At 66.0% G+C, this 25,821-nt stretch carries 24 protein-coding genes; 11 read left to right on the top strand and 13 right to left on the bottom strand.

Annotated elements, in window-relative coordinates:
• Nucleotides 1-391 precede the first annotated feature (391 nt).
• The 3 genes from LRA87_RS02390 to LRA87_RS02380 all read left to right on the top strand — a co-directional run bounded on the left by LRA87_RS02390 (nt 392) and on the right by LRA87_RS02380 (nt 3,707).
• Nucleotides 392-730 (top strand): P-II family nitrogen regulator, encoded by a 339-nt coding sequence (locus tag LRA87_RS02390; protein WP_230628836.1) that lies wholly within the window; start codon nt 392-394, stop codon nt 728-730.
• 41 nt (nt 731-771) lie between these two features.
• A complete protein-coding gene (glnA, locus tag LRA87_RS02385) occupies nt 772-2,184 on the top strand; it encodes a type I glutamate--ammonia ligase (protein ID WP_230628835.1) in 1,413 nt (470 codons plus the stop codon).
• Between the two features lie 212 nt (nt 2,185-2,396).
• Nucleotides 2,397-3,707, top strand: coding sequence for a glycoside hydrolase family 27 protein (locus LRA87_RS02380; RefSeq protein WP_230628834.1), 1,311 nt, complete (start codon nt 2,397-2,399; stop codon nt 3,705-3,707).
• 9 nt (nt 3,708-3,716) lie between these two features.
• Here the strand turns inward: LRA87_RS02380 and LRA87_RS02375 are convergent, their stop codons facing one another.
• From LRA87_RS02375 to rpiA, 6 genes are all read right to left on the bottom strand, one after another.
• Nucleotides 3,717-4,463 (bottom strand): HAD-IIB family hydrolase, encoded by a 747-nt coding sequence (locus LRA87_RS02375; protein ID WP_230628832.1) that lies wholly within the window; start codon nt 4,461-4,463, stop codon nt 3,717-3,719.
• The gene (locus tag LRA87_RS02370) at nt 4,460-5,278 is read right to left on the bottom strand and encodes a Cof-type HAD-IIB family hydrolase (RefSeq protein WP_230628830.1); all 819 of its coding nucleotides are present in this window, start codon (nt 5,276-5,278) and stop codon (nt 4,460-4,462) included. Before LRA87_RS02370 ends, LRA87_RS02375 begins: the two co-directional genes overlap by 4 nt.
• On the bottom strand, nt 5,275-6,393 hold the full coding sequence (gnd, locus tag LRA87_RS02365; protein WP_268934817.1) for a phosphogluconate dehydrogenase (NAD(+)-dependent, decarboxylating): 1,119 nt from the start codon (nt 6,391-6,393) through the stop codon (nt 5,275-5,277). The genes LRA87_RS02370 and gnd overlap by 4 nt, the downstream gene beginning before the upstream one ends.
• Nucleotides 6,394-6,610: 217 nt before the next feature.
• A complete protein-coding gene (gene tal, locus LRA87_RS02360; RefSeq protein ID WP_230628826.1) occupies nt 6,611-7,735 on the bottom strand; it encodes a transaldolase in 1,125 nt (374 codons plus the stop codon).
• A complete protein-coding gene (gene tkt, locus LRA87_RS02355) occupies nt 7,728-9,803 on the bottom strand; it encodes a transketolase (protein WP_230628824.1) in 2,076 nt (691 codons plus the stop codon). Before tkt ends, tal begins: the two co-directional genes overlap by 8 nt.
• Before the next feature lie 71 nt (nt 9,804-9,874).
• Complete coding sequence (gene rpiA / locus LRA87_RS02350) at nt 9,875-10,570, bottom strand: ribose-5-phosphate isomerase RpiA (RefSeq protein ID WP_230628822.1); 696 nt, start codon at nt 10,568-10,570, stop codon at nt 9,875-9,877.
• Nucleotides 10,571-10,756: 186 nt separating this feature from the next.
• Between rpiA and LRA87_RS02345 the strand changes: the two genes are divergently transcribed.
• Genes LRA87_RS02345 through LRA87_RS02330 form a run of 4 tightly spaced genes read left to right on the top strand, consistent with a single transcriptional unit; the run spans nt 10,757 to nt 17,447 of the window.
• On the top strand, nt 10,757-12,025 hold the full coding sequence (locus LRA87_RS02345) for an efflux RND transporter periplasmic adaptor subunit (RefSeq protein ID WP_443024832.1): 1,269 nt from the start codon (nt 10,757-10,759) through the stop codon (nt 12,023-12,025).
• A 6-nt stretch (nt 12,026-12,031) separates the two neighbouring features.
• Nucleotides 12,032-15,298, top strand: a complete 3,267-nt coding sequence (locus tag LRA87_RS02340; RefSeq protein ID WP_230628818.1) for an efflux RND transporter permease subunit — start codon at nt 12,032-12,034, stop codon at nt 15,296-15,298.
• A complete protein-coding gene (locus LRA87_RS02335; protein ID WP_230628816.1) occupies nt 15,295-16,887 on the top strand; it encodes an efflux transporter outer membrane subunit in 1,593 nt (530 codons plus the stop codon). Before LRA87_RS02340 ends, LRA87_RS02335 begins: the two co-directional genes overlap by 4 nt.
• A 56-nt stretch (nt 16,888-16,943) precedes the next feature.
• Nucleotides 16,944-17,447: a GNAT family N-acetyltransferase gene (locus LRA87_RS02330; protein WP_230628814.1), complete on the top strand. Its 504-nt coding sequence runs from the start codon at nt 16,944-16,946 to the stop codon at nt 17,445-17,447.
• Between the two features lie 65 nt (nt 17,448-17,512).
• Here LRA87_RS02330 and LRA87_RS02325 read toward each other — a convergent pair whose 3' ends face one another.
• Nucleotides 17,513-17,833 carry a phasin family protein gene (locus tag LRA87_RS02325; RefSeq protein WP_230628812.1) on the bottom strand — a complete coding sequence of 107 codons (321 nt, stop codon included), beginning with the start codon at nt 17,831-17,833 and terminating at the stop codon, nt 17,513-17,515.
• Nucleotides 17,834-17,992: 159 nt separating this feature from the next.
• On the opposite strand from LRA87_RS02325, the gene LRA87_RS02320 reads away from it, so the two are divergent.
• Nucleotides 17,993-18,181, top strand: coding sequence for a hypothetical protein (locus tag LRA87_RS02320; protein WP_230629783.1), 189 nt, complete (start codon nt 17,993-17,995; stop codon nt 18,179-18,181).
• 8 nt (nt 18,182-18,189) lie between these two features.
• Here the strand turns inward: LRA87_RS02320 and LRA87_RS02315 are convergent, their stop codons facing one another.
• The 6 genes from LRA87_RS02315 to LRA87_RS02290 all read right to left on the bottom strand — a co-directional run bounded on the left by LRA87_RS02315 (nt 18,190) and on the right by LRA87_RS02290 (nt 21,207).
• On the bottom strand, nt 18,190-18,663 hold the full coding sequence (locus LRA87_RS02315; RefSeq protein ID WP_230628810.1) for a hypothetical protein: 474 nt from the start codon (nt 18,661-18,663) through the stop codon (nt 18,190-18,192).
• Nucleotides 18,660-19,127, bottom strand: a complete 468-nt coding sequence (locus LRA87_RS02310) for a hypothetical protein (RefSeq protein ID WP_230628808.1) — start codon at nt 19,125-19,127, stop codon at nt 18,660-18,662. The genes LRA87_RS02315 and LRA87_RS02310 overlap by 4 nt, the downstream gene beginning before the upstream one ends.
• Before the next feature lie 45 nt (nt 19,128-19,172).
• A complete protein-coding gene (locus LRA87_RS02305) occupies nt 19,173-19,523 on the bottom strand; it encodes a hypothetical protein (RefSeq protein ID WP_230628806.1) in 351 nt (116 codons plus the stop codon).
• Nucleotides 19,524-19,560: 37 nt separating this feature from the next.
• Nucleotides 19,561-20,133, bottom strand: a complete 573-nt coding sequence (locus LRA87_RS02300) for a LuxR C-terminal-related transcriptional regulator (RefSeq protein ID WP_230628804.1) — start codon at nt 20,131-20,133, stop codon at nt 19,561-19,563.
• Between the two features lie 173 nt (nt 20,134-20,306).
• A complete protein-coding gene (locus LRA87_RS02295; protein ID WP_230628803.1) occupies nt 20,307-20,588 on the bottom strand; it encodes a hypothetical protein in 282 nt (93 codons plus the stop codon).
• A 70-nt stretch (nt 20,589-20,658) separates the two neighbouring features.
• Nucleotides 20,659-21,207 (bottom strand): hypothetical protein, encoded by a 549-nt coding sequence (locus LRA87_RS02290; protein WP_230628801.1) that lies wholly within the window; start codon nt 21,205-21,207, stop codon nt 20,659-20,661.
• Nucleotides 21,208-21,354: 147 nt separating this feature from the next.
• Between LRA87_RS02290 and LRA87_RS02285 the strand changes: the two genes are divergently transcribed.
• The 3 genes from LRA87_RS02285 to acnA all read left to right on the top strand — a co-directional run bounded on the left by LRA87_RS02285 (nt 21,355) and on the right by acnA (nt 25,665).
• Entirely contained in the window at nt 21,355-22,011 is a 657-nt protein-coding gene (locus LRA87_RS02285) for a L,D-transpeptidase family protein (protein WP_230628799.1), read from the top strand.
• A 141-nt stretch (nt 22,012-22,152) separates the two neighbouring features.
• On the top strand, nt 22,153-22,806 hold the full coding sequence (locus LRA87_RS02280) for a GAF domain-containing protein (protein WP_230628797.1): 654 nt from the start codon (nt 22,153-22,155) through the stop codon (nt 22,804-22,806).
• A gap of 174 nt (nt 22,807-22,980) precedes the next feature.
• A complete protein-coding gene (gene acnA / locus LRA87_RS02275; RefSeq protein WP_230628795.1) occupies nt 22,981-25,665 on the top strand; it encodes an aconitate hydratase AcnA in 2,685 nt (894 codons plus the stop codon).
• The last annotated feature ends 156 nt before the right edge of the window (nt 25,666-25,821 follow it).

Below are 25,821 nucleotides of genomic sequence, written 5' to 3'. Positions count from 1 at the left end.
CCAGCACCTCACCTTCCAGGGAGGGGAGAAACCTTATTTGCGGGCCTATGACCTTTCTGAAATGCTCTGGAAGTGCGCACAAACCGCTGTCCTACACGCGCCGACCCTCCTACCCTTCCACAATGCCCCAAGACGCGCTCCATTCCACCCGATGCCTCACGGCATCGCCGGGGAAGCGTTTTCGACGCGGACGTACCGTCAACTTCGGCAACTTCCGCGCTCCCGACGCGGAAATCACGCACATGCCCAAACACGAGGCACGCCGCGCCAAACTGCCCGCTTTACAGGCAGAGATTCCGGTCGAATCCGCATTGTCCCGACGCGCCGGGACTGGCACATTTGGTGCAACACCCGCGCTCGGGGCGAGGGTTTCGGTAGGGGGCGTATTCCGGTGAAGAAGGTCGAGGCCATCATCAAGCCGTTCAAGCTGGATGAGGTGAAGGAAGCGCTCCACGAGATCGGCGTCAGCGGCATCACCGTGACCGAAGCCAAGGGCTTCGGCCGCCAAAAGGGCCACACCGAACTCTATCGCGGCGCCGAATATGTCGTCGACTTTCTCCCCAAGGTAAAGCTGGAGGTCGTCGTCGAGGACGCACTGGCGGAACGCGTGGTCGAGGCGATCGCCGCCGCCGCGCAGACTGGCCGCATCGGCGATGGCAAGATTTTCGTCATCCCGGTCGAGACCGCGTTGCGCATCCGCACCGGCGAACGCGACGAAGCCGCCATTTAATTCTCTGTAATTCCATTTTTTATTACGAAAGAGACGATCACATGGCCGCCACCGCCAACGACATCCTGAACAAGATCAAGGAAGAGGAGATCGAGTGGGTCGATCTGCGCTTCACCGACCCCAAGGGTAAGTGGCAGCACCTGACCATGGTCGCCTCGATCATGGGCGAGGACGAATTCACCGACGGCCTGATGTTCGACGGTTCGTCGATCGAGGGTTGGAAGGCGATCAACGAATCGGACATGGTGCTGAAGCCCGATCTCGACGCGGTCTACACCGATCCGTTCTCGGCGACGCCGATGCTGATCGTGTTCTGCGACGTCGTCGAACCGTCGACCGGCGAACTCTACGCCCGCGATCCGCGCTCGACCGCCAAGCGCGCTGAGGCATACCTCAAGACCACCGGTATCGGCGACACCGTCTATGTCGGCCCGGAAGCCGAATTCTTCATGTTCGACAACGTGCAGTTCGACACGAACTACGCCGAATCCTACTTCAAGATCGACGATATCGAGCTGCCGACCAACACCGGCCGGGCCTATGAGGGCGGCAACCTCGGCCACCGTCCGCGCGCCAAGGGCGGCTATTTCCCGGTTGCGCCGGTCGACTCGGCGGTCGACATCCGCGGCGAGATGGTCTCGACCATGCTCGAAATGGGCCTGCCCTGCGACAAGCACCACCATGAGGTCGCGGCGGCGCAGCACGAACTCGGCATGACCTTCGGCACGCTCACCACCACCGCCGACCGTATGCAGATCTACAAGTACGTCGTGCACCAGGTCGCGCATGCCTATGGCAAGTCGGCGACCTTCATGCCCAAGCCGATCAAGGAAGATAACGGCTCGGGCATGCACACCCACTTCTCGATCTGGAACGGCAAGACCCCGCTGTTCGCGGGCGAGCAATATGCCGGCCTGTCCGACATGTGCCTCTACTTCATCGGCGGTATCATCAAGCATGCCAAGGCGATCAACGCCTTCACCAACCCGACCACCAACAGCTACAAGCGGCTGGTGCCGGGCTACGAAGCACCGGTGCTGCTCGCCTATTCGGCGCGCAACCGCTCGGCCTCGTGCCGCATCCCCTACGGCACGGGTCCCAAGGCGAAGCGCGTCGAAGTGCGCTTCCCCGATGCGATGGCCAACCCCTATCTCGCTTATGCGGCGCTGATGATGGCGGGCCTCGACGGCATCCAGAACAAGATCCACCCGGGCGAGGCGATGGACAAGAACCTGTACGACCTGCCGCCGGCAGAGCTCGCCCAGGTCCCGACCGTCTGCGCATCGCTCCGCGAGGCGCTTGAATGCCTGACCGCTGACCACGACTTCCTGCTCAAGGGCGACGTGTTCTCGAAGGATCAGATTGAGGCCTATGTCGAAGTGAAGTGGGCAGAAGTCGCCCGCTGGGAAATGACCCCCAGCCCGGTCGAGTATGACATGTACTACAGCGCCTGAGGCTGCCGGGTCGGCAGCCGGCGCGGCCCCGCCGCGCAGGCGCTGTCGGCCAGCCTCGCGCTAGCGAGGACTGACGACCCGGCTTTGCCGAGTCGCGCTTTCGAACAGGGCGTCCGGCGAAAAACCGGACGCCCTTTGATAATTCGACCGTTGCCACCCAAGAGCGACGGCTACCGGGAGAGAAGACCATCGCGACGATCGATCGCCGCACGATGCTGGGCGCCAGTGCAGCCTTCACGCTCGCCGCACCCTTGTCCGCCGCTGGCCGGACGCGGCCTCTTGCCGCACGGCCGCCGATGGGGTGGAATAGCTGGAACAGCTTCGCCACGACCATCACCGAAGCGCAGGCTCGCGAAACCGCGGCGATCATGCAGGCCCGATTGCTGCCGTTCGGCTACGACGTCTTCACCATCGACATCCAATGGTACGAACCGGAAGCGTCGAGCTACACCTACAACGCCCGCCCGGTGCCGACGATGGACGGCTACGGGCGCCTCCTCCCCGCCCCCAACCGCTTTCCATCGAGCAGCGGCGGCAAGGGTTTCGCCCGGCTCGCCGCCGATGTGCATGCGATGGGCATGCGCTTCGGCATCCACCTGATGCGCGGCATCCCCCGCCTCGCCGTCGAACGCAACCTGCCGGTGCTCGGCACCCGCTACCGCGCCCGCGACATCGCCGATACCAGCAGCATCTGTCCGTGGAACCCGGACATGTACGGCGTCGACATGAGCCGTCCGGGCGCACAGGCCTATTACGACAGCGTCTTCGCGCTCTACGCCGGATGGGGCGTCGATTTCGTCAAGATGGACGACATGAGCCGCCCCTATGACGCGCATGCACCCGAGATCGAGGCGGCGCATGCGGCGATCCAACGCTCCGGCCGCCCCATCGTCCTCAGCCTCTCGCCCGGCGAGACGCCGGTCGCACGCGCCGACCACGTCCGCCGCTTTGCCCAGATGTGGCGGATCAGCGACGATTTCTGGGATGATTGGGCGATGCTCGCGGCGCAATTCACACGGCTGGAGAATTGGAACGCGCATCGCTCGACCGGACGCTGGCCCGACGCCGACATGCTGCCCCTGGGGCGCCTGGCGCTGGGCAAGCGCGACACCAAATTCACCCCCGACGAACAGCGGACGTTGATGACGCTGTGGGCGATCGCACGTTCGCCGCTGATCATGGGCGGCGACCTGAGGCATCTCGACGACGCGACGCTGGCGCTACTGACCAACCGCGCCGTGATCGCGGTCAATCAGGACAGCCGGGACAATCAGCCGCATTTCATTGCCGACGATACGCGAATCTGGTCGGCCCGCCCGCTCGACGGGCGCGGCCACTATCTCGCGCTGTTCAATACCGCGGACAAGCCGGCCAGCGTCAGCCTTTCGCTGTCGATGCTGAAGATCACCGGAGCGGTCGCCGTCACCGACCTGTGGACCGGGGCGGACATCGGCAAGGCGAGCAGCCGCTTTGCGCAGACCCTGCCGCCGCACGGATCAGGGCTGTATCGTCTACAGCCCTGATCCTGCGCCTCATTTCTGGCAGGCGACGATCGCCGTGATCACCGAGATCGTTTCCTCCGGATCGCGGACGCGCACCGTGTCCAGCCCCAGCTCCTTCGCCGGATAGTCGTTGCCGCCGGGGAAGATCGCGTCGCCGATGAACATCATCTTGTCGAGCGCGATGCCGCTCTCGTCGCGCAGCTTCTTGAGGCCGTACGCCTTGTCGACACCCTCCTGCGTGATGTCGATCGAGGTCGCGCCACCCATGTTGATCGACAGGCCCGGCAGGCGCTGCTTCAGGTCGGCCTGGATCACCTTGCGCTTCTCGAACTTGGGGTCCCAATGCTCCTTTTCCTTCACCGGTGCCTGCTGGCCCAATGCGGAGAAGGTGATCTGGCTGCCGCGGTCCTCGATCCGCTCGCCCCAGGTCTGTTCGGGAACGAAGCCGGTCGCTTCCAGCGATTCGTCGAACGCCTTCAGGATTTTGGCCTTGGTCGCGTCATCGAACAGCTCGGCATAAACCGCCGTCCATTCCCCGTCGCGATGGACGTACAGCTTGGTACCGGTCGTCGGCATCAGCCACAGCTTGTCGCGATTGGCCCGCGCCGGCAGGCGGCTGGCGACCTGCTTCTGGAACTGCGGCCAGTCGCCGCCCGAGATCACCGCGACATGCGCAACCTCGAGCAGGTCGGCGAGCGCCTCCCCCATCGGTTCCTGCAAAGGCTGCTTGCTCTCGGCCAGCGTTCCGTCGAGGTCGAAGGCAACCAGGTCTTTCATGCAGACACTCCAATGCGGGGGAAGATAATCGTATCGATGGCATGCGCGACACCGTCGGCATCGTTGGCGGTCGTGACCTGATGCGCAATCGCCTTCACCGGATCGGGTGCGTTGCCCATCGCGATAGCCAGACCGGCACGTTCCAGCATCGGCACGTCGTTATATTGATCGCCCATCACCGCGACCGCGTCGAGCGGCTGGTCGAACGTCTTGGCGAGCGCCACCAACCCGTCGCCCTTGTTGGCGGCAAGCGCGGTGACGTCGAGATAATAGACCTGGCTCTGCGCGATCGTCGCGTCGCTGCCATGCGTCGCCTTGCAGCGATCGGCGAGGTCGGCGAGCATCGCATGATCGTCGCTGACGAAGGTCACCTTGTCGGCGCGATCGTACAGGTCGGTGAAATCGTCGACGATCACCGGTTCCTGATTGGACGCCAGTCGCTCGCTGCCGACGTGACTGCCGACATCGGTCGAGGCGTACCAGCGATCATCGACGAAGACCCAGATATCGACCGGGGCATCCGCGGCAATGTCCATCACGCCGTGCACCACGTCGCCGTCGATCATGTGATGTTCGGCGATGCTGCCGTCACGGCGGAAGATGATGCCGCCGTTGAACGCGGCCATCGGCGCGTCGATGCTCAAGGTGTCGGCGATCGGCATGATCCCCGACATCGGCCGGGCGCTGATGACGGTGAAGCCGACTCCCGCCTGCTCCAGCCGCAATACCGCGTCGGTGGTAGCGGGGGTGAGTTGCTTTTGCTTGTTCACCAACGTGCCGTCGATGTCGGAGACGACCAGCCGAATGGGGCTCACTGCGGCATCTCGACATGCCCGCCGAAGCCGAAGCGCATCGCCGACAGCACCTTGTCGCCATAGGTATGCTCGACGCGGCTGCGGTAGCGCGCGAACAGCGAGGCGGTGAGGACGTTGGCCGGCACCTTCTCTTCCATCGCGGCATCGATCGTCCACTGGCCCTCGCCGGAATCGGCGACGCTGCCCGAGAAGCCTTCGAGCTTCTCGTCCTTCGCCAGCGCGATCGCGGTGAGGTCGAGCAACCAGGATGAGATCACCGACCCGCGCCGCCAGACCTCGGCGATGTCGGTCATGTTGAGGTCGAACCTCTCGTCCTCGGGCAGCTTGTCGCTGTTCTTCGATTTCAGGATGTCGAAGCCCTCGGCATAGGCCTGCATCAGGCCGTATTCGATGCCGTTGTGGATCATCTTGACGAAATGCCCGGAGCCCGCCGGTCCTGCGTGGATGTAGCCCTTTTCCGCGCGCTGGTCGACGGCTTCGGCGACGCGGCCGGGGGTGCGGGGGATCGTGCCGAGACCCGGCGCGAGCGCGTCGAAGATCGGGTCGAGCAGGTTCACGGTTTCGACGTCGCCGCCGATCATCATGCAATAGCCGCGTTCGAGCCCCCAGACACCACCGGAGGTGCCGACGTCGACGTAATGCACGCCCTTCTCGGCCAGCAGCTTCGATCGGCGGATATCGTCCTTGTAGAAGGTGTTGCCGCCGTCGATGACGATGTCGCCGTCCTTTGCGCCCTCACCGATCGCCGCGATCGTATCTTCGGTCGGACCGCCGGCGGGGAGCATCACCCACCAGATCGCGGGGCTGTCGAGCTTGCCGCGCACGTCGTCGAGCGAACTGGCGGCCTCCGCGCCGTCCTTGGCGAGCGCCTTCACCGCATCGGCGCTGCGATCGTAGGCGACGACCTGGTGGCCCGCGTTCATCAGGCGGCGCGCTATGTTGCCACCCATGCGGCCGAGGCCGATCAGTCCGATCTTCATGCTGTGTGTCCTGTCGGGATGATGGAGATGATGCTGGTTAAACCCGGACGCGGCAGAGTTGTTGCGCGGTGGGCGGTGGCTGGTACAGATCGCGGCGGCGGGACGTGCCGGAGGTCGCCCCTCTTCGCTCGTCACCCCGGACGTGTTCGCCAGTTTTACCCTTCAAACAGGTCCCTCTTGTTGTTCCCCGGCGAATGCCGGGGCCCAGTTGCGATGAACGCATTGCAGCCGGCACAGCGCCGCCGCGAACTGCGTGCGACTGGGCCCCGGCCTTCGCCGGGGAACGTATTCGTCTAAGTGGGATACGTACCGATTCGTTCCGGAGTAACGGGAGGGGGTGGAGCCCCCCCACTTACGCCGCTGCCGGCTGCTTCGCCGCGATCGAGCCGAGCAGGTCGTCGAAGGCCTTTGCGAAGGACGCGACACCTTCGGCCACCAGCGTGTCGGTGACGCCGGTGAGGTTCAGCCCCAACCGATCGGCATCCGCCAGCACCTGACGAGCCTCCTCGACGCCCTCGTTCAGCGTGTCGCCGACGGTGCCGCGCTCACGGAACGCGTCCATCGTTGCCGGCGGCATCGTGTTGACCGTGTCGCGGCCGATCAGCGTGTCGACGTAGAGCGTATCACGATACGCCTTGTCCTTCACGCCGGTCGACGCCCACAGCAGCCGCTGCGGCTGCGCACCCTTGGCGGCGAGCGCCTGCCAGCGGTCCGACTTTTCGAAGTCGAGGAACCACTGATACGCCATCTTGGCATTGGCGATGGCGACCTTGCCGCGCAGGCCCTTGAGCGTCTCAGCCTCGGGGTCGTTCTCGCCCAGACGGCGGTCGATTTCCTTGTCGATCATCGAATCGATGCGGCTGACGAAGAAGCTGGCGACGCTGGCGATCGTGTCGATCGGCTGCCCCTGCCGCACGCGCTCCTCAAGCCCGGTCGCATAGGCTTCCGCCACCCGGATGTAGGCGTCGAGCGCGAACAGCAGCGTCACGTTGACGTTGATGCCCTTGGCGATCGTCGCGCTGATCGCCGGTCCGCCCGCGAGCGTGCCGGGGATCTTGATCATCAGGTTGGGGCGATCGACCGCATGCCACAGCTTCTCCGCCTCGGCGATCGTGGCATCGGGGTCGTCGGCGATGTACGGCGACACTTCGAGGCTGACGTAGCCATCCTTGGTCTCCAGCCGGTCGTAGACCGGGCGCAGCGTTTCGGCCGCGGCCTTGATGTCCTGGATCGCCAGATGCTCGTAGCGGTCGATCGTCGCAGCATCCGGGTTCTGCTTGTCGAACTCGGCCAGCGTCGCGTCATAGGCGTCGCCGTGACCCATCGCCTTTTCGAAGATCGACGGGTTGGAGGTGACGCCGGTCAGGCCGTCCGCCTTCACCAGCTTTTCGAGGCCGCCGGCTTCGAGGAACTTGCGATCGACGAAGTCGAGCCACACTGCGGTGCCTGCCGCACTCAGGTCGTTGAGCTTACCCATTGTTGCTCTCCAGCATCTCGCGCACCACCTTGACGACATTGTCGAGGGTGAAGCCGTATTTGTCCTGCAGCTTGGATATGGGGGCAGAGGCGCCGAACGTCGACATGGTGATCGTACGCCCCTTCAACCCGACATAGCGATGCCAGCCCATCTCGCCGGCCTGCTCGACCGCGAGGCGCGACGCGACCGACGAGGGCAACACGCTTTCCTTGTATTCCTCGGACTGCAATTCGTAGCGATACCAGCTCGGCATCGAGACGACGCGGCTCTTCACGCCATCCGCGTTCAGCTTCTCGTGCGCCTGCACGACCAGCGACAATTCGCTGCCCGTAGCGATCAGGATCACGTCGGGCGTCCCGTCGCAATCGGCCAGCACATAGCCGCCCTTGAGCGTACCCTCCGCCGGTGCGTACTTGTCGCGATCCAGCGTCGGCAGCGCCTGCCGCGAGAAGATCAGCGCGGTCGGACGGCTGGCGTCCTCCAGCGCTGCGCGCCACGCATAGGCGACCTCGTTGGCGTCGCCCGGCCGGATCGTGTCGAGGCCGGGGATCGCGCGCAGCGTCGCCAGATGCTCGATCGGCTGGTGGGTCGGGCCGTCCTCGCCGACGCCGATGGAATCGTGCGTGAACACCCAGACGCTGGCGAGCTCCATGATCGCCGACAACCGGATCGGCGCGCGCATGTAATCGGCGAATACCAGGAAGGTGGAGCCGTAGCTGCGCAGGTGCGACAGCGTCATGCCGTTCACCACGCCGCCCATGCCGTGTTCGCGGACACCGAAGTGGAAGTTCTGGCCGCCGTAATTGTCAGCCTCGAACGACGGCTTGCCCTTGATGTCGGTCTTGGTCGACGGTGCGAGATCGGCCGAACCGCCGATCAGCCACGGCACCTTGCCAGCGAGGGCGTTGAGCACCTTGCCGCCGGAATCACGGCTGGCGAGGCCCTTCTCGTCCGCCGGGAAGACCGGGATGTCGGCATCCCAGCCCTCGGGCAGCCTGTCTTTCAGCATCGTGTCGAGTTCCGCGGCCAGCTCCGGATGCGCAGCGCGATACTTCTCGACCGTGGCTTCCCATTCGGTCCGCAACGCCTCGCCGCGATCCGCGATGGCGCCATGGAGGTGCTCGGCGACGCCTTCGGGAACGTAGAAGCTCTTGTCCTCGGGCCAGCCATAGGCCTTCTTGGTGGCGCGGACGTTATCCTCGCCCAGCGGCTCGCCATGCGCCTTTTCGCTGCCGGCCTTGGGGCTGCCCCAGCCGATCACCGAATGGACGACGATGAAGGTCGGACGATCGTTCGTCGCCTTGAACGTCTCGATCGCCTTGGCGAACGCCTTGGTATCGTTGGCGTCGTCGAGGTGAATGACATTCCAGCCATAGGCCTGGAAGCGCAGGCCGACATCCTCGTCGAACGCCAGGTCGGTGCCGCCCTCGATCGAGATATGGTTGCTGTCGTAGATCCAGCAGAGGTTCGACAGCTTGAGGTGTCCGGCCAGGCTCGCCGCCTCGGACGCGACGCCTTCCATCATGTCGCCGTCGCCGCACAACGCGTAGACGTCATGGTCGAACAGCGTGAACTCCGGTCGGTTGTAGCGTGCTGCCAGCCAACGCTCGGCGATCGCCATGCCGACCGAATTGGAACAGCCCGCGCCCAACGGCCCGGTCGTCGTCTCGACACCGGTGGTGTGGCGGTATTCGGGATGGCCCGGCGTCTTGGACGAGAGCTGGCGGAAGCCCTCGATATCGGCGAGGCTGACCGCTTCCTTGCCGGTCTTGTTCCCTTCGGCGTCGATCTCCTCGATGCCGGCGAGATGGATCAGCGAATAGAGCAGCATCGACGCATGGCCGACCGACAGCACGAAGCGGTCCCGGTTGGGCCAGTCGGGCCGCGACGGATCGTAGCGCAGGAATTGCGACCAAAGCGTATAACCGACCGGCGCCAAAGCCATCGGCGTGCCGGGGTGGCCCGAATTGGCCTTTTGCACCGCGTCCATCGACAGGGTGCGGATGGTGTCGATCGTGAGGCGTTCCAGCGATCCGTCTTCGTGGATCGCGGTGTTGGTATCGGTCATGGGAGTAATGCCCTCGCTCTTACCCTGCGTCGAACGCCTGCACGCCCGATCTGTTGCGGTTGCGGCCGCCTTTAGCGAGACGAAGCGGCCCGTTCCAGCCGCGAAACGACCCCGGCGTCGGCGATATAGGCGGCGTCGACTTCGCGCAGGAACAGGCCATGCCCCAGCACGCCGGGGATGCTATCCAGCCAAGCCGCTGTTTTCGCTGGATCATCCAGGCCGAAGCGGCAATCCGCGATCCAGTTTCCGTTGTCGGTGACATAAGGCTCCGCGTCGCGCATCCGCAGCATCGCCTGGTCACCCAGCGCCGCCATCAGCGATGCATGCGCGAAAGGCAGGATTTCGACCGGCACCCGTGCCGCGCCGATCGCCGCCACGCGCTTGCTGGCATCGGCGATGACCAGCATCCGGTCGGACGCCGCCGCGACGACCTTCTCGCGGAGCATCGCGCCGCCCGCGCCCTTCACCGCGAACAGCCGCGGGTCGATCTCGTCCGCCCCGTCGATGGTCAGGTCCACCCGCGGCACATCGGCGAAATCGAGCATCGCGATGCCCGATCGTCGCGCCATTGCGTCGCTCGCGCGTGACGTCGCGACGGCACGGATGCCGAGTCCCCCGGCCACCCGCTCGCCCAGCGCACGGATCGCATGCGTCGCGGTCGACCCGGTGCCGAGCCCGACCAGCATGCCGTCCCGCACCTCCGCCACCGCCGCCGCGGCGGCCAGCGCCTTATCGAGATTTCCGTCGGTATCCGCCGTGTCCGTCATGCCCGGTTCCTATCCCAATGCGACATTTTGCGACATTATTAACGCGTCGGTCGGGTTGCTTTTCCGCGAGCATCGCCGCCATTAGGCCAGCACGAGCAACCAATCGCCGCAGCCGCGCATTGTCGCACCAGCTACGGCCGCGTGAGCCGAGACACGAGCCGGGTGACCCATTTGACCACAGCCTCAATCCGGAACCGCCGGCTCTTCGCCGGCGTCACCACCGCTGCGATCGCCCTGACGCTGGCTTCCTGCGGCAGCAGCGATCCGCAGGACAAGAGCAAGGGCGGCGCCGGCGGCGCGAACCGCGGCCCCGCGACGGTCGGCTATGTCGTCGTCCAGCCGACCAGCGCCGCGATGGTCACCGAACTCGCCGCGCGCACCAGCGCCTATGAAAGCTCCGACGTCCGCCCGCAGGTCAACGGCATCATCCGCCGCCGCTTCTTCACCGAAGGGTCGCTGGTGAAGCGCGGCCAGCCGCTCTACGAGATCGATCCCCGCCTGTATCGCGCCGCGGTGAACGAGGCGCAGGCCAACGTGCAGAGTGCGCGCGCCAATCAGGAGGCGTTGCGCATCCAGGCGGACCGGTATCGCCCGCTCGCCGCGATCGAGGCGATCTCGAAGCAGGAATATACCAATGCGATCGCCTCCGCCCGGCAGGCGACGGCATCGGTCGCACAGACGAGCGCGGCGCTGGAAACGGCGCGGATCAACCTGAAGTTCACCACCGTTCCCGCGCCGATCACCGGCCGCATCGGCCGGTCGCTGTTCACCGTCGGCGCGCTGGTGTCCGCCAGCCAGACTGATCCGCTGGCGCAGATCCAGCGGCTCGACCCGATGTTCGTCGACATCCAGCAATCCGCCGCCGACATGCTGTCGTTGCGCCGCAGCCTGTCGCAGAACGGCATCGTCCCCACCACCGCGCAGGTCCGCCTGAAGCTGGAGGACGGCAGCGACTACGGCCAGACCGGCAGCGTCGAATTCTCCGAAGCGCTGGTCAACACCGAGACCGGTACGGTGACGCTGCGCGCGCGCATCCCCAATCCTCAGGGCATCCTGTTGCCGGGCATGTTCGTGCGCGCCAGCTTCGCACAGGCGATCAACCAGCGCGCGTTCCTGGTGCCGCAGGAGGCGGTGAGCCGCGATGCCAAGGGCAATGCGACGGTGATGCTGGTCGGACCCAACAACAAGACGGTGCAGAAACAGGTCACCGCCGCCCGCACGCAGGGCCGCTATTGGGTGGTCACGTCGGGGCTCAACCCCGGGGACAAGATCATCACGCAAGGCCTCAACAACCTGCGCCCCAATGCGGCGGTGAAGCCGGTGCCGGCGAACAGCCCGCAGGTGGTTAAGCCGCCGCAGAAGGACGGCGGGGCCGGCGGCGGATCGGGCGAGAAGAGCGGATCGCAGTCGGGCGGTCAGACCAAGGCCAGTGGCGGCCAGAGCACGGCCAGCTAACCCAGCATGATCAGTCGCATCTTCATCGATCGCCCCATCTTCGCATGGGTGCTGGCCATCATCGTGATGCTCGCGGGCGTCGGCGCGATCATGAGCCTGCCGATCGCGCAATATCCCGACGTCGCGCCGCCGCAGGTGTCGATCCGCGCGACCTTCCCCGGTGCCAATGCGCAGACGTTGCAGAATTCGGTGACGCAGGTGATCGAACAGCAGCTGACCGGCATCGACGGGCTGCTCTATTTCAGCTCGTCCTCGTCCAGCCGCGGCGCGGTGACGATCACCGCGACCTTCGAAAAGGGCACCGATCCCGACATCGCGCAGGTGCAGGTGCAGAACCAGGTGCAGCAGGGCGTCGCGCGCCTGCCGCAACAGGTGCAGCAGCAGGGTCTGGTCGTCCGCAAGTCGAACCCGGACAATCTGCTGATCGTCGGCGTCTATGACGAGACCGACCAACGCACCAACATGGACGTCAGCGACTATCTCGTCTCCAACTTGCAGGACCCGTTGGGCCGCGTGCAGGGCGTCGGCGACGTCAACGTCTTCGGCTCGCAATATGCGATGCGCATCTGGCTCAACCCGGAGCGGCTGGCGAGCTATGCGCTGATCCCCTCGGACATCACCGCCGCGATCCAGAACCAGAATACCGAAGTCGCGGCGGGCGAAGTCGGCGGATTGCCATCGGGGCCGGAGCAGATGCTCAACGCGACCGTCACCGCGCAGTCGCGCCTCCAGACGCCGGAGCAATTCCGCCAGATCATCGTCAAGACATTGCCGTCGGGCGCGACCGTGCGGCTGTCCGACGTCGCGCGGATCGAACTCGGCGCGGAAAGCTATGCCGCGGTCAGCCGCATCAACCGCCACCCGGGTGCGGGTATCGCCGTGCTGCTCGCGCCGGGCGCCGACGCGCTGGAAACCGCCGAGCTGGTGAAGGCCGAGGTCGCGCGCGTCGCCAAGGGGTTCCCCGCCGGGCTGAAGGTCGCCTACGCCAACGACACCACCGCCTTCATCAAGCTGTCGATCGAGGAAGTGGTGAAGACGCTGATCGAGGCGGTGATCCTCGTCGTGGTCGTCATGTTCGTCTTCCTGCAAAGCTGGCGCGCCACGCTGGTGCCGACGATCGCGGTGCCGGTGGTGCTGCTCGGCACGTTCGCGGTGTTCTATTTCGCCGGCTTCTCGATCAACACGATGACGCTGTTCGGCCTCGTCCTCGCGATCGGCCTGCTGGTCGACGATGCGATCGTCGTCGTCGAGAACGTCGAGCGGCTAATGGAAGAGAATCCCGACATGACGCCGCGGGAAGCGACGATCGAGTCGATGAACGAGATCACCGTCGCGCTGATCGCGATCGCGCTGGTGCTGTCGGCGGTTTTCCTGCCGATGGCGTTCTTCGGCGGGTCGACCGGCGTCATCTACCGCCAGTTCTCGCTCACCATCGTCTCGGCGATGATCCTGTCGGTGCTCGTCGCGCTGATCCTCAGCCCCGCGCTCACCGCCTCGCTGCTCAAGCAGAAGTCGAAGGAGGCGGAGGAGAATCAGGGCTTCAAGCGCCGCTTCCCGCGCGTCGCCGGCTGGGGTGAAAAATCCGCCAATTGGTTCAACCGCAACTTCGAACGCGGCGTGGAACGCTATACCGACGCGGTGCAGGCGGTGATCAGTCGCAAGTGGCTGTTCCTGCTGATCTACCTCGGCACCGTTGCGCTGCTGGCAGGGCTGTTCCTGCGCCTGCCGACGGGCTTCCTGCCAACCGAGGACCAAGGGTCCGCGATCGTCCAGTTCCGCCTGCCGCCCGGCGCGACGCAGGCGCGCACGTTGCAGGTCCAGCGGCAGGTCGAGAAGTATTTCGCGCAGAACGAGGCGAAGAATTCGTCCGTGCTGTTCACCGTCGCCGGCGGCGGTGGTGGCGGCGTCAGTGGCCAGAACACCGGTCAGGGCTTCCTCAACTTCGTCGACTGGGCCGAACGCAAGGGCAAGGAAAACACCGCCGATGCGATCACCGGCCGCGCCTCTTCCGCATTCCGGGGGCTACGCGATGCGCAGGTCTTCGCGCTGGTGCCGCCTGCGATTCGCGGCCTCGGCTCGTCGGACGGCTTCACGATGGAGTTGCAGAACACCGGCGGGCTGACGCAGGACCAGTTCAACGCGGCCCGTGACAAGCTGCTCGCCGCCGCCAACGCAGACCCGATGCTCGCGTCGGTCCGGCTGACCGAATTGCCCGACATCGCGACATTGCGGGTCGACATGGACCAGCAGAAGCTCGCGGCGCTGGGCCTGACCCAGACCAATGCCAACGGCACGCTCACCACCGCCTGGGGCGGACAATATGTCAACGACTTCATCGACCGTGGCCGGGTCAAGCGCGTCTACGTGCAGGGCGATGCCCCCTATCGCTCGTCGCCCGAAGACCTGAAGCAATGGTTCGTCCGCGGGTCGAGCGGCCAGATGGTGCCGTTCTCGTCCTTCGCCACCACCGGCTGGGCGACCGCGCCGACGACGCTGTCGCGCTTCAACGGCATCGCCTCCTTCGAATTCCAGGGTTCGGCAGCATCGGGCAAGAGCTCGGGTGACGCGATGGCGCGGATCGCCGAGCTGGCGGCGGACATTCCGGGCACCTCTGTCGCATGGGCGGGCCTGTCCTATCAGGAGCGGCTGTCGTCGGGTCAGGCGCCGTTGCTCTACGGGCTGTCGATCCTCGTCGTCTTCCTGTGCCTCGCGGCACTGTACGAGAGCTGGTCGATCCCGTTCGCGGTGCTGCTCATCATCCCGCTCGGCCTGATCGGCGCGATCGCCTTCGTCACGCTGCGCGGCCTGACCAACGACGTCTATCTCCAGATCGGACTGCTGACGACGATGGGGCTGGCGGCGAAGAACGCGATCCTGATGATCGAATTCGCCGAACAGGCGGAACGCAAGGGCGCGCGCGTGATCGACGCGGCGCTGGAGGCCGCCAAGATCCGCCTCCGCCCGATCCTGATGACGTCGTTCGCCTTCATCTTCGGCGTGTTGCCGCTGGCGATCTCGACCGGCGCGGGCGCGAACAGCCGGATCGCGATCGGCACCGCGGTGATCGGCGGCATGCTGTCGGCGACGTTCCTCGCGATCTTCTACATCCCGCTGTTCTTCGTGCTCGTCCGCCGCGGCGTACGCGACGGCATCGCCAAGCTGCGCAGGCGTCCGACCGGGCATCAGGGCGGTCACGACGATCACCCCCCCGCCCCGCCGATGCCGCCAGCCACGCCCGAATCTGGCCCCTCTACCAAGCCGGAACCCGCATGATGCCCCGGACCATTCGTCTGATCCTTGCCGTGGCACTGGGCGGCAGCGTACTCGCCGGTTGCTCGATGGAGCCGAAATACGTTCGCGCGATCGCCCCGGTGCCGACGTCCTGGCCGGTCGGTGACGCCTACCTTCGCCAGAGCGAGGCGACGCTGCCGGCGATCACCTATCGCGACGTGTTCAAGGATCGCCGCCTCCAGACGCTGATCGATCAGGCGCTGGCCAACAACCGCGACCTGCGCATCGCCGCCGCCAACATCGCCGCGGCCCGCGCGCAATATCGCATCCAGCGCGCCGACCTGTTCCCGTCGCTCGATGCCTCGGGACGCTACACATATTCGGGCGGCGGCAACGGGGCGCGCAGCGTCGCCGGCAGCGGCAGCACCGGTGGTACGGGCACGGGCACGGGCACAGGTGGCACCGATACCGGCACCGGGACCGGCGGTACGGGCACCGGTGGTACGGGAACGGGAACCGGCACGATCACCACCAGCAGTGCAGGCAACAGCGCCTTCTCCGCCTCGGTCGGCACCACGGCGTTCGAACTCGACCTGTTCGGCCGCATCCGTTCGCTGTCGCGCGCCGCGCTCGACCGCTATTTCGCGACCGAAGCCGCCGCCCGCGCCACGCGCCTGACGCTGGTCGGCGACATCGCGACGGCGTGGCTCAACTACGCCGCCGATCGCAGCCTGCTCAAGATCGCGCAGGACACCGCGACCAGCGCACAACAAAGCGTCCGGCTAACGCGCGCCCGGCTGGAGGGCGGGATCAGCCCGCGCACCGACCTGCGTCAGGCCGAACAGATCCTCGAAACCGCCAACGCCGACCTTGCCGAACAAACGACACTGGTGGCGCAGGACGTCAATGCGCTGCAGCTGCTCGTCGGCGCGCCGATCGACGCTGCATTGCTGCCCGTTTCGATCGACGAGGCGCAGGGGACTATCGCCACCCTTCCGGCGGGGCTCGACAGCGGCGTCCTCCTTCGCCGTCCCGACGTGGTCCAGTCGGAATATGAATTGCGTGCCTACAATGCCGAGATCGGCGCAGCTCGGGCCGCGCTGTTCCCGCGCATCTCGCTGACCGGTCTCGTCGGTTTCGCCAGCACGGCATTGTCGTCGCTGTTCAGTGGCGGCGCATTCAACTATTCGGTCGCGCCATCGGTCAGCTACCCGATCTTTCAGGCCGGCGCGGCACGCAACAACGTCCGCTATACCGAGGCGCAGCGCGATGCCGCGCTCGCCACCTACGAAAAGACGATCCAGACTGCATTTCAGGAAACCGCCGATGCGCTCGCCCGGCAGGGTACGCTGGCGGCACAGCTTCGCGCGCAGACCAATTTCCAGATCGCGGCGGCGGATACGCTGCGCCTCGTCAACGCTCGCTATCAGGGCGGCATCGATACCTTCCTGTCCAGCCTCGATGCGCAACGCTCGCTCTATACCGCCCAGCGCACGCTGATCGCCACCACGTTGGTCGGCGCCACCAACCGCGTGACGCTGTACCGTGTGCTGGGTGGGGATTCCTCGCTGGAGGCCGATCCGCAAGGGCCACAACCGGTTACGCCCGGCGGCGCACCGCGTCCGGCTTGACGCCGCCGCCCGCGCCGCCGATGCTCGATCCGTCACGACGGCAGGACCCGCCCCGCATGAGCTACACGATCCGCCGCTTCCGCCCGACCGACGACGCGGCGATGCTGGCGTTTGCCGCGGGCCTGCCGGAACATGATCTGCTGTTCCTTGGTCGCGACCTGCGACACGAACGCGTGATCGAGGCCTGGCAACAGGCGATCGGAGAAGGCTGGATCGACAGTCTCGTTGCGGAAGACGGTGGGCGCATCGTCGCCACGGCCGCGCTGGTTCGCGACCCGTTGGGGTGGAGCGGCCATGTCGGCGAAATCCGCCTGCTGGTCGCGTCCGATCGCCGCGGCGTCGGTCTGGGCCGCGATTTGCTGGAAGCATTGCTTGCCATCGCGCACGCTCACGGGCTCACCAAGCTTTCCGCGTCGATGACGCCCGATCAGGCCGGATCGATCGCGCTGTTCGAAGGGCTCGGCTTCCGCTGCGAGGCCACGCTCACCGGACAGGTGCGCGCCAGCGACGGGATCGTCCACGATCTGCTGGTGCTGGCCCGGGCGATGCCGGCGACCTGATCCTGCCAGGCGACACGAAGCGATCCGGGGCTCAACCCCGATCGCTTCGTGTCGCACAGGATCGATCAGTCGGGTTTCGTTTCCCCGCCGGGCCGTAGCGGCGATACCGCGTCACGGCCGAATCGCATGATGAGTTCGCCGATCTCTCGCGCCTGATCCATCGACCTCTGCCCCTGCTCACGCAGAAATTCGCCCTGGATGCGCATAACTTCGCTCAGGTCCGTGGCTTTCGCCGCCTCGCGCATCGCCTCGAACGCCTGGTGCGAGTTGCGCTCGGCCTGTTCGATGATCTTGAGTCCCAGCGTGGCACTGCCTTCGGCCATCTTCTGGCCGGAGGCGCGCATCGCGTCTGCCGCGCCGTTGCCGGTATCGCCGTCCGCCATCATCACTCTCCCTCGTTCTTGTGCCGCAAACGGTTACGATACCGCAACGGCCGGTGCCGGGAAGAACGTGTCATGGGCTGGTTTGCTCCGGTCGCCGCAAGATCGGACAGCGACGAAACTCGCCGTTGCTTCCCGCACGCCCGTCGGTAAAACCCCCGCGTGATGAGCATCCCCGAAGACCCCACCGAACGCAGGATTCGCGGCGAGTTGTTGCACCGTGCGGTCGCGCTTGGCGAGGAACTCATCCGCCTGTCCGACGATCTCGATCTCGCGGTCGCGGGGTTGCACATCTGTCAGGGCGTCGAGATGATGCGCGAGGAAGCGGAGCGGCTGACCGACAGCAGCCGCTGACCTTCACTTCAGGCATCGCCGACGCACCGCAATACCAGCGCCATGCCTTTGTCGGTTAACGACAGCGTGGCCGATGCCGTACCCTGCGGTTCGATCGGCCGGATCAGCTCCCTCGCCTGCAGAACCTTCAGCCACCGCTCGAGCACCCCGGGACGCAGACCACTGCCCGTGGCCAGCGTGGCGGCCGGCAGCGCATGGCCCTCTTCATAGGCGACGAACAGCGTCAGCAGGATGTCCCAGCCCGGCTCGCCGAACAACTCCGCCTGATCCCCCGCCGCCGTATCGCGCGCACGCCGCTGCGCCAGCAGCGCCCGCGCCCGATCGACATCGTCGGGTTCCTCGGGCCCTGCCGGCGCGGATGCGACGATCTCGCCACGCCCCCGCGCCGCGATCGTCCGCAGGCGCGTGATCGCGCTCGCCAGTCGTTCATAGTCTTCGCGGTCGCGCTCGTGCCAGCGCAACAGGCGGATGTCGGCACTCATGATAAATCGGATTCCGGTCTACGCAGGGGCGACCAGTCGCGGTCGCTCCCGAAACGGGCCAGCCGGTGGCGATGGCGCCAGGCGCCGGTCGCCAGCAGGACCAGCATGGGATAGGCGATCTTGCCGCTCGCACCGGCATACATCCACGGCACCAGTGACGGCTGGAATGCCTTCACGCCGTGAATCGCGATTGTGATCAGATGCAGCGCACTGACGTACATCGGCCAGAACCGGTCGGCGCGCAACGCGATGCCGATCAGCCCCAGCAGGACGGCCGAATCCACTGCCAGCACCAGCAGATGCACCGTGTGGTAGCTCTGGTGGTGCCGGAACGGCAGCAGGAAGGTCGCGATCGCGCCGCCGAGGAACACGATCGCGGTCCACCGTTCGGGCGCGCCCCCCGCCACGAAGGCATAGGCGCACGCCGCGAGCAGCACGATGTTGAACAGGATGACGTGGGTCATGGCTTGGCCGACCAAAGGAGCAACTTCGAGACCAAGCCATGACACCTAGGCGGCGACGCGCAGATGCGTGACGTCGGCGCCCATCGGGGCGATGTCGGGCTTCGGCTGTTCGTCGCCGAAGCTCGTCTCATACCCCATCTGCTTGCCCAGCTTCTCGATGACGCGATGACCCGCGACCGTGTGACCACGCGCCGCGCCGATGGCGATGATCGCCTGTCCGAATACCTCGAACGCCTGCTGGCCGGCGATCGCGGGCAGGTTGGCGGCGCTGCGGGCGCGGGGCAGCGCGGCGAGCAATTCGCCACCGGTGGCGAAGGCCTCGTCGAGCTGCGTTTCAAGACGCCACAGCAATTGTGCGACCGCCTCGGCCGCTGCCTGGGTATTTGCGTAGGACATAGCCACCTTTCCACCCTTGGGGGTGCTCTCATGGGAGTCAGGAAAGGCGTTGGGCGACGCTCTCGATCAGGCCGGTCAATACCTGGAGGCCGGTCATCAGCATGCCGAACGCGATGGCGATGCCGAGGGTGATGGCCTGGATCCAGATCAGCCGGTCGCCGACCGACAGGTCGTTTCCCCTCTGTCCTTTCCGCCGGAAGGGCAGCCGGTGTCCCGGAGAGCGCATCCTGAAAGGTGGCCCTCCGGTATCCCCCGGTGCCCCGACGATCAACTCGTCCGGCGACATCCGGGGTGGCAGCGGATCGGCTGTTTCCGATAGCCGTGCAGAATCACCCCCTATTTTATCGGGGGTAGCGAAATCCGGGGAAACCGTTGTTTTCGAAGCTTTTGGTTCGGAATGCGCCGCTTCGTATTCGGCCCATTGCATGGCGGCGTCGCGACGGTTGCGCGCGCCGAGTACCTTCACCGCCTCGGTCAGATAGCTGTCGACGGTGGATTTCTCGATGCCGAGATCGTCCGCGATCTCCTTCGAGCCCTTGAGCTGGCGTACCCCGCGCAGGCAGTCGCGGTGGCGCTTCGTCAGTCGGTCGAATCGGGTTGGCTCGTTCACGGACCCGCTGTCCGGCCTGCGTGCCGTCGTTGCAAGAGGAACGGCGAGGGGCGGCGCGATCGGGCGGCGTCATCGCGATGCGACGCCGCCCCTGTCGAATTATCCCGCCCGATCATGACCATGTCCAACCCTATCACGGGTCGGCCGCGTCGTCACCGAGCGTCGTGAGGGGATCAGGCTGCAGCGGGCTTGCGGGCCTTCTTGCGGGGATGCGCCTTCTTGCCGCGACGCGTCGCCACCGGCGTCGTCCGTGCCTTCAGCAGCGGGATGGCGATCGCCGCCGCGGCACCGGCGAGCAACGTGCCGCCGATCGCGATCCATGCGCCGGCACCGATGCCGTCCGTCCGGTGGGCCTGCTTGCCGCTCCGCGTCGCGCTGGACGGTGCCGTTCCCTTCGCCTCGTCATGATGGACCGGGCCGGCGTGCTTCATCGCGGAACTGGGAATATGGGACATGGTCGATTTCCTTTCAGCGCCTCCAATCGTCCGGCTTCCGGCAATGTTCCGCTGGTGCAACGGGATACGCTCAGCCGCGCCAGCGTCGCATAGCCGCGTCATAGGCCCGTGCCGCCGCCTCGCGCGCTTCTTCCAGCGCCGCGCGCTCGTCGGCGTGCTCGCGCTCCATCACCCGGCGGCGCTTGGCGAGCGCCGCCTCTTCGGCCCGCAGGGCGCGATCCTCGCTACGCTGGCGTGCCTCGGCATCCGACACGGCATCTTCCGCATCGGCCAGTGCCCGTCGATCGGGTTTCGGCGCGGGCGTCGGTGCTGGTCGTGATGGCGCGTTGGCCTCTGTGCGATCGCCCTCCGCTTCGGACGGCTTGCGGGGCTTTCGCGACGGGGTCGGCGGCAGCGCGGCGATCTGTTCGGCGGCGGTGCCGCGTGACCGCCTGATGACCTCCCCCGGCCGGGCGAGCGGCTCCGCGGTCAACGCCGGATCGGTCACCACCTCCGCCACCCCGCGTGCGAACAGGTCGCGATCGCTGCCCCATGCGTGCAACGCCGCCTTCTGGCTGGGAGCGGCGACATAGGCGTCGTGGAACCCGATGGGGGTGCGGTACACCTTCAGCTTCGCCATGCGCCGATCCTAGCGCACAGGATATCGCGCTGCCATACAGGTTGACGATCGCCGCACCTGTCCCGTCACGGCACAGCGCACGGCGAAGGGTGGCGCTACCGACAAAACTGCCGCATCCTCGCGCGTCCGTCATCCGTGGAGCGTATCGTGGCCGCACGCCATCAGGCCCTCGCGGCCAAGCTGATCCTCGCATGCGTCGCGCTCGGCACACTCGGCGCGGCGACCGTCGCCATGCGATCGCCACCGGAGCCGCGCACCACCCCCGCGCCGGTCGCCGTCACGGCTATCCCGCGAACCATTCCCGCGCCGGTTTCTCCGCCAAAGCCGGCGCCCGTCTCCACTCCCGAACCGCTCGCGATCAAGCGGGTTCTCGATATCGGTCCGATCAAGTTCGGCGATTATGCCTGGGATACCAAAAACGTTCCCGCCGGCCCGGTCGTCATCACCGTCGACCTCGCCGCGCAGACGCTGTCCGTCTTCCGTGGCGGATACGAGATCGGGGCGGCGGCGATCCTCTACGGCACCGACGACAAGCCGACGCCGCTCGGCAGCTTTCCGATCACGATGAAAGACGCCGATCACGTCTCCAGCATCTACGATGCGCCGATGCCCTATACGCTGCGGCTGACCGATGACGGCGTTTCGGTCCATGGCACCGAAGTCGCGTGGGGGTATGCCACGCACGGCTGCATCGGCGTTCCTACTGCCTTCGCCAAGTTGCTGTTCGGCGAAGCCAAGGTCGGCGACCGCGTCATCATCACCCGTGGCAAGTCGCTGGCCACCGGCGAAACCTTGATCGGCTGACCGCCGCCGACGTTCCGCCGGCCGGATTGCTTGATGCAGGATAGCGTCATTTCGCCGATACCGGGCTGAAACCTTTTCCATACGGGCAAAGTCCTGTTACACCAACGTTTACCATAATGACGTCGGGGTGGGGACGCGGCGATGACGGACGCGGAAGACAGGCTTGCCACATTGGCGGACTATGGGTTGCTCGACACGCCCATGGAGCCGCAGTTCGATTCGATCGTCGAGGCTGCGGCGTGTGAGGTCGACGCGCCGATCGCGATGATATCGTTGATCGATGCCCGGCGGCAGTGGTTCAAGGCGCGGCTGGGGATCGACTCGACGGAAACCCCGATCGAGGAATCCTTTTGCGCGAAGGCGATCGAACAGGACGACGTCTTCGTTGTCCCGGACGCCAGCGTCGACGAACGTTTCCGCAACTATCCCAACGTCACCGGCGGTCCGGGCATCCGCTTCTATGCCGGCGCGCCTCTGCGGATGCGCAACGGGACGCAAATCGGCACCCTGTGCGTGATCGACGTCGCGCCACGCGCCGGACTGGACGACGAGGAACGGATCGCGCTGGAGGATCTCGCCCGCCGTACCGTCGCCGCATTCGAGTTGCGCCGGGACATGCGCGACGCCCGGGGCGACGATGCTGCAGGATCGGACGCGTCGTCGTGGCTGGAACAGGCGAGCAGCCATCTGCTCAAGGCCTGGGCGGCCCTCGACCAGATCGGCGCCACTGCCGAGGTTGCGCATCTCGAACGCGTGATCGTCGATGTCGACGCGCTTCGCCTGTCACACGGCTGACCAGGCGCAGCGACGAGCCGGCGCTTTCACGCAGGCGCAGCATATGCGCTTCCCCCGCCGGACACCCCTTGCTAAGGCCGCCGAGACACACGCTTTCGCTGAAGCGCTCTCGCGCGCCCGCGCGGCTTCCCCGCCGCCTCCCCGAGCGCCCTGGGCCAAATTGAAGGGACCAACATGACCGCCATCGGCCAGGACAGCCTGAACACCCGCACGACGCTCGACGTCGGCGGCAAGACCTACGATTATTACAGCCTGGAAAAGGCCGCGGCGAAGTTCGGCGACATCAGCCGTCTGCCCTTCTCGATGAAGGTGCTGCTCGAGAACATGCTCCGCTTCGAGGACGGCAAGACCGTGACCGAGGCCGACGTGCAGGCGATCGTCGACTGGCAGAAGGAGCGTCGTTCGGACCGCGAGATCCAGTATCGCCCGGCGCGCGTGCTGATGCAGGATTTCACCGGCGTGCCCTGCGTCGTCGATCTCGCCGCGATGCGCGATGCGATCACCAAGCTGGGCGGCGATGCCGCCAAGATCAATCCGCAGGTCCCCGTCCATCTCGTCATCGACCATTCGGTGATGGTCGACGAATTCGGCACGCCCAAGGCGTTCGAGAACAACGTCGATCTGGAATATGAGCGCAACGGCGAACGCTACGAGTTCCTGAAATGGGGCTCGGCCGCGCTCGACAATTTCAAGGTCGTGCCCCCCGGCACCGGCATCTGCCATCAGGTGAACCTGGAATATATCGGTCAGGCGGTGTGGACCACGGACAGCGTGGGCGATCATGGCGATGGCAAGGCGATCGCCTATCCCGATACGCTCGTCGGCACCGACAGCCATACGACGATGATCAACGGGCTAGGCGTGCTCGGATGGGGCGTCGGCGGGATCGAGGCGGAGGCCGCGATGCTCGGTCAGCCGGTGTCGATGCTGATCCCGGAAGTCGTCGGCTTCAAGCTGACCGGCGCGTTGCGTGAGGGCATCACCGCCACCGATCTGGTGCTGACCGTCACACAGATGCTGCGCGCCAAGGGCGTGGTCGGCCGTTTCGTCGAATTCTTCGGCCCGGGCCTCGGCTCGATGACGCTCGCCGATCGTGCGACGATCGCCAACATGGCACCGGAATATGGCGCGACCTGCGGCTTCTTCCCGATCGACGAGAAGACGATGGACTATATGCGCCTCACCGCGCGGTCCAAGGAGAATATCGCGCTGGTCGAGGCCTATGCGAAGGCTAACGGCTTCTGGCGCTTCGACGATGCGCCCGAGCCTGTCTTCACCGACACGCTCGAACTCGACATGGCGACCGTTACCGCGAGCCTCGCCGGGCCGAAGCGTCCGCAGGACCGCGTGTCGCTGGGCAAGGTCGACGAGGTGTTCAACGGCGACCTGTTCAAGATCTACCACAAGGAGCGTCCGCAGCGCGTCGACGTGGCGGAGCGCGGCCATGACATCGGCGACGGCGACGTGGTGATCGCCGCGATCACCAGCTGCACCAACACCTCGAACCCGTCGGTGCTGGTCGCCGCGGGCCTCGTCGCGCGCAAGGCGAACGCCTTGGGTCTCAAGCCCAAGCCGTGGGTCAAGACGTCGCTCGCTCCCGGTTCGCAGGTCGTCACCGATTACCTCAACAAGGCCGGGCTGACCGCCGATCTCGACGCGATCGGCTTCAACCTCGTCGGCTATGGCTGCACCACCTGCATCGGCAATTCGGGTCCGCTGCCGGGGCCGATCTCGACCGCGATCAACGAGAACGACCTCGTCGCCGCATCGGTGCTGTCGGGCAACCGCAACTTCGAAGGCCGCGTGTCGCCGGACGTGCGCGCCAACTTCCTCGCCTCGCCGCCGCTCGTCGTCGCCTATGCGCTGAAGGGCACTGTGACGCAGGACATGACCGAGACGCCGCTGGGTCAGGGCACCGACGGGCAGGACGTCTACCTCAAGGACGTGTGGCCGACCAATCAGGAGATCGCCGACGTGATGGCGGCGAACATCGACGACACGATGTTCCGCTCGCGCTACGGCAACGTCTATGCCGGCGACACCAAGTGGCAGGCGATCGACATCGTCCAGTCGGACACCTACGCCTGGCCATCGGGGTCGACCTATGTCGCCAACCCGCCGTATTTCGAGGGCATGGAAATGACCCCGAAGCCGGTAACCGACATCATCGAGGCGAAGCCGCTCGCGATCCTGGGCGATTCGATCACCACCGACCACATTTCGCCGGCTGGCTCGATCAAGGCGGACAGCCCGGCCGGCAAGTGGCTGATGGAGCGGCAGGTTTCGCGCGCCGACTTCAACAGCTATGGTGCGCGCCGCGGCAACGACCATGTCATGGTCCGCGGCACCTTCGCCAACATCCGCATCAAGAACGAGATGGTGCCGGGCGTCGAAGGCGGCATGACAAAGTATGACGGCGAGACCATGCCGATCTACGACGCGGCGATGCGCCACAAGGAAGACGGCACCCCGCTCGTCATCGTCGCGGGCAAGGAATATGGCACCGGATCGTCGCGCGACTGGGCGGCGAAGGGCACCAACCTGCTCGGCGTCCGGGCGGTCATCACCGAAAGCTTCGAGCGTATCCACCGTTCGAACCTCGTCGGTATGGGCGTGCTGCCGCTCCAGTTCGCCGACGGCGTGACGCGCGAGACGCTGAAGCTGGATGGATCGGAAACCTTCACGATCACCGGCGTCGCCGAGCTGCGTCCGCGCCAGACGGTCGAGGTGACGCTGACCCGCGCCGACCGGTCGGTCGAGACGTTCGAGACGCGTTGCCGCATCGATACCGTCAACGAGCTGGAATATTTCCTCAACGGCGGCATCCTGCAGTACGTGCTGCGCAACCTGGCCGCGTAAGCGACGCAATTGCCGGACGAATGAGGGGGAGGTGCCGCGAGGTGCCTCCCCTTTTTTCGTGCCTAGCGCTTACCCTCACCCTTTCGCCGCTTTCGGCGTCTTTTCCCTCTCCCGGTGGGAGAGGCAGAGAGCCGCGACGCGGCGGAAGGGTGAGGA

The sequence above is a fragment of the Sphingomonas sp. Leaf37 genome, assembly GCF_920939475.1.
Classification (GTDB): domain Bacteria; phylum Pseudomonadota; class Alphaproteobacteria; order Sphingomonadales; family Sphingomonadaceae; genus Sphingomonas.
This window is presented reverse-complemented; position numbering and strand designations above follow the sequence as displayed.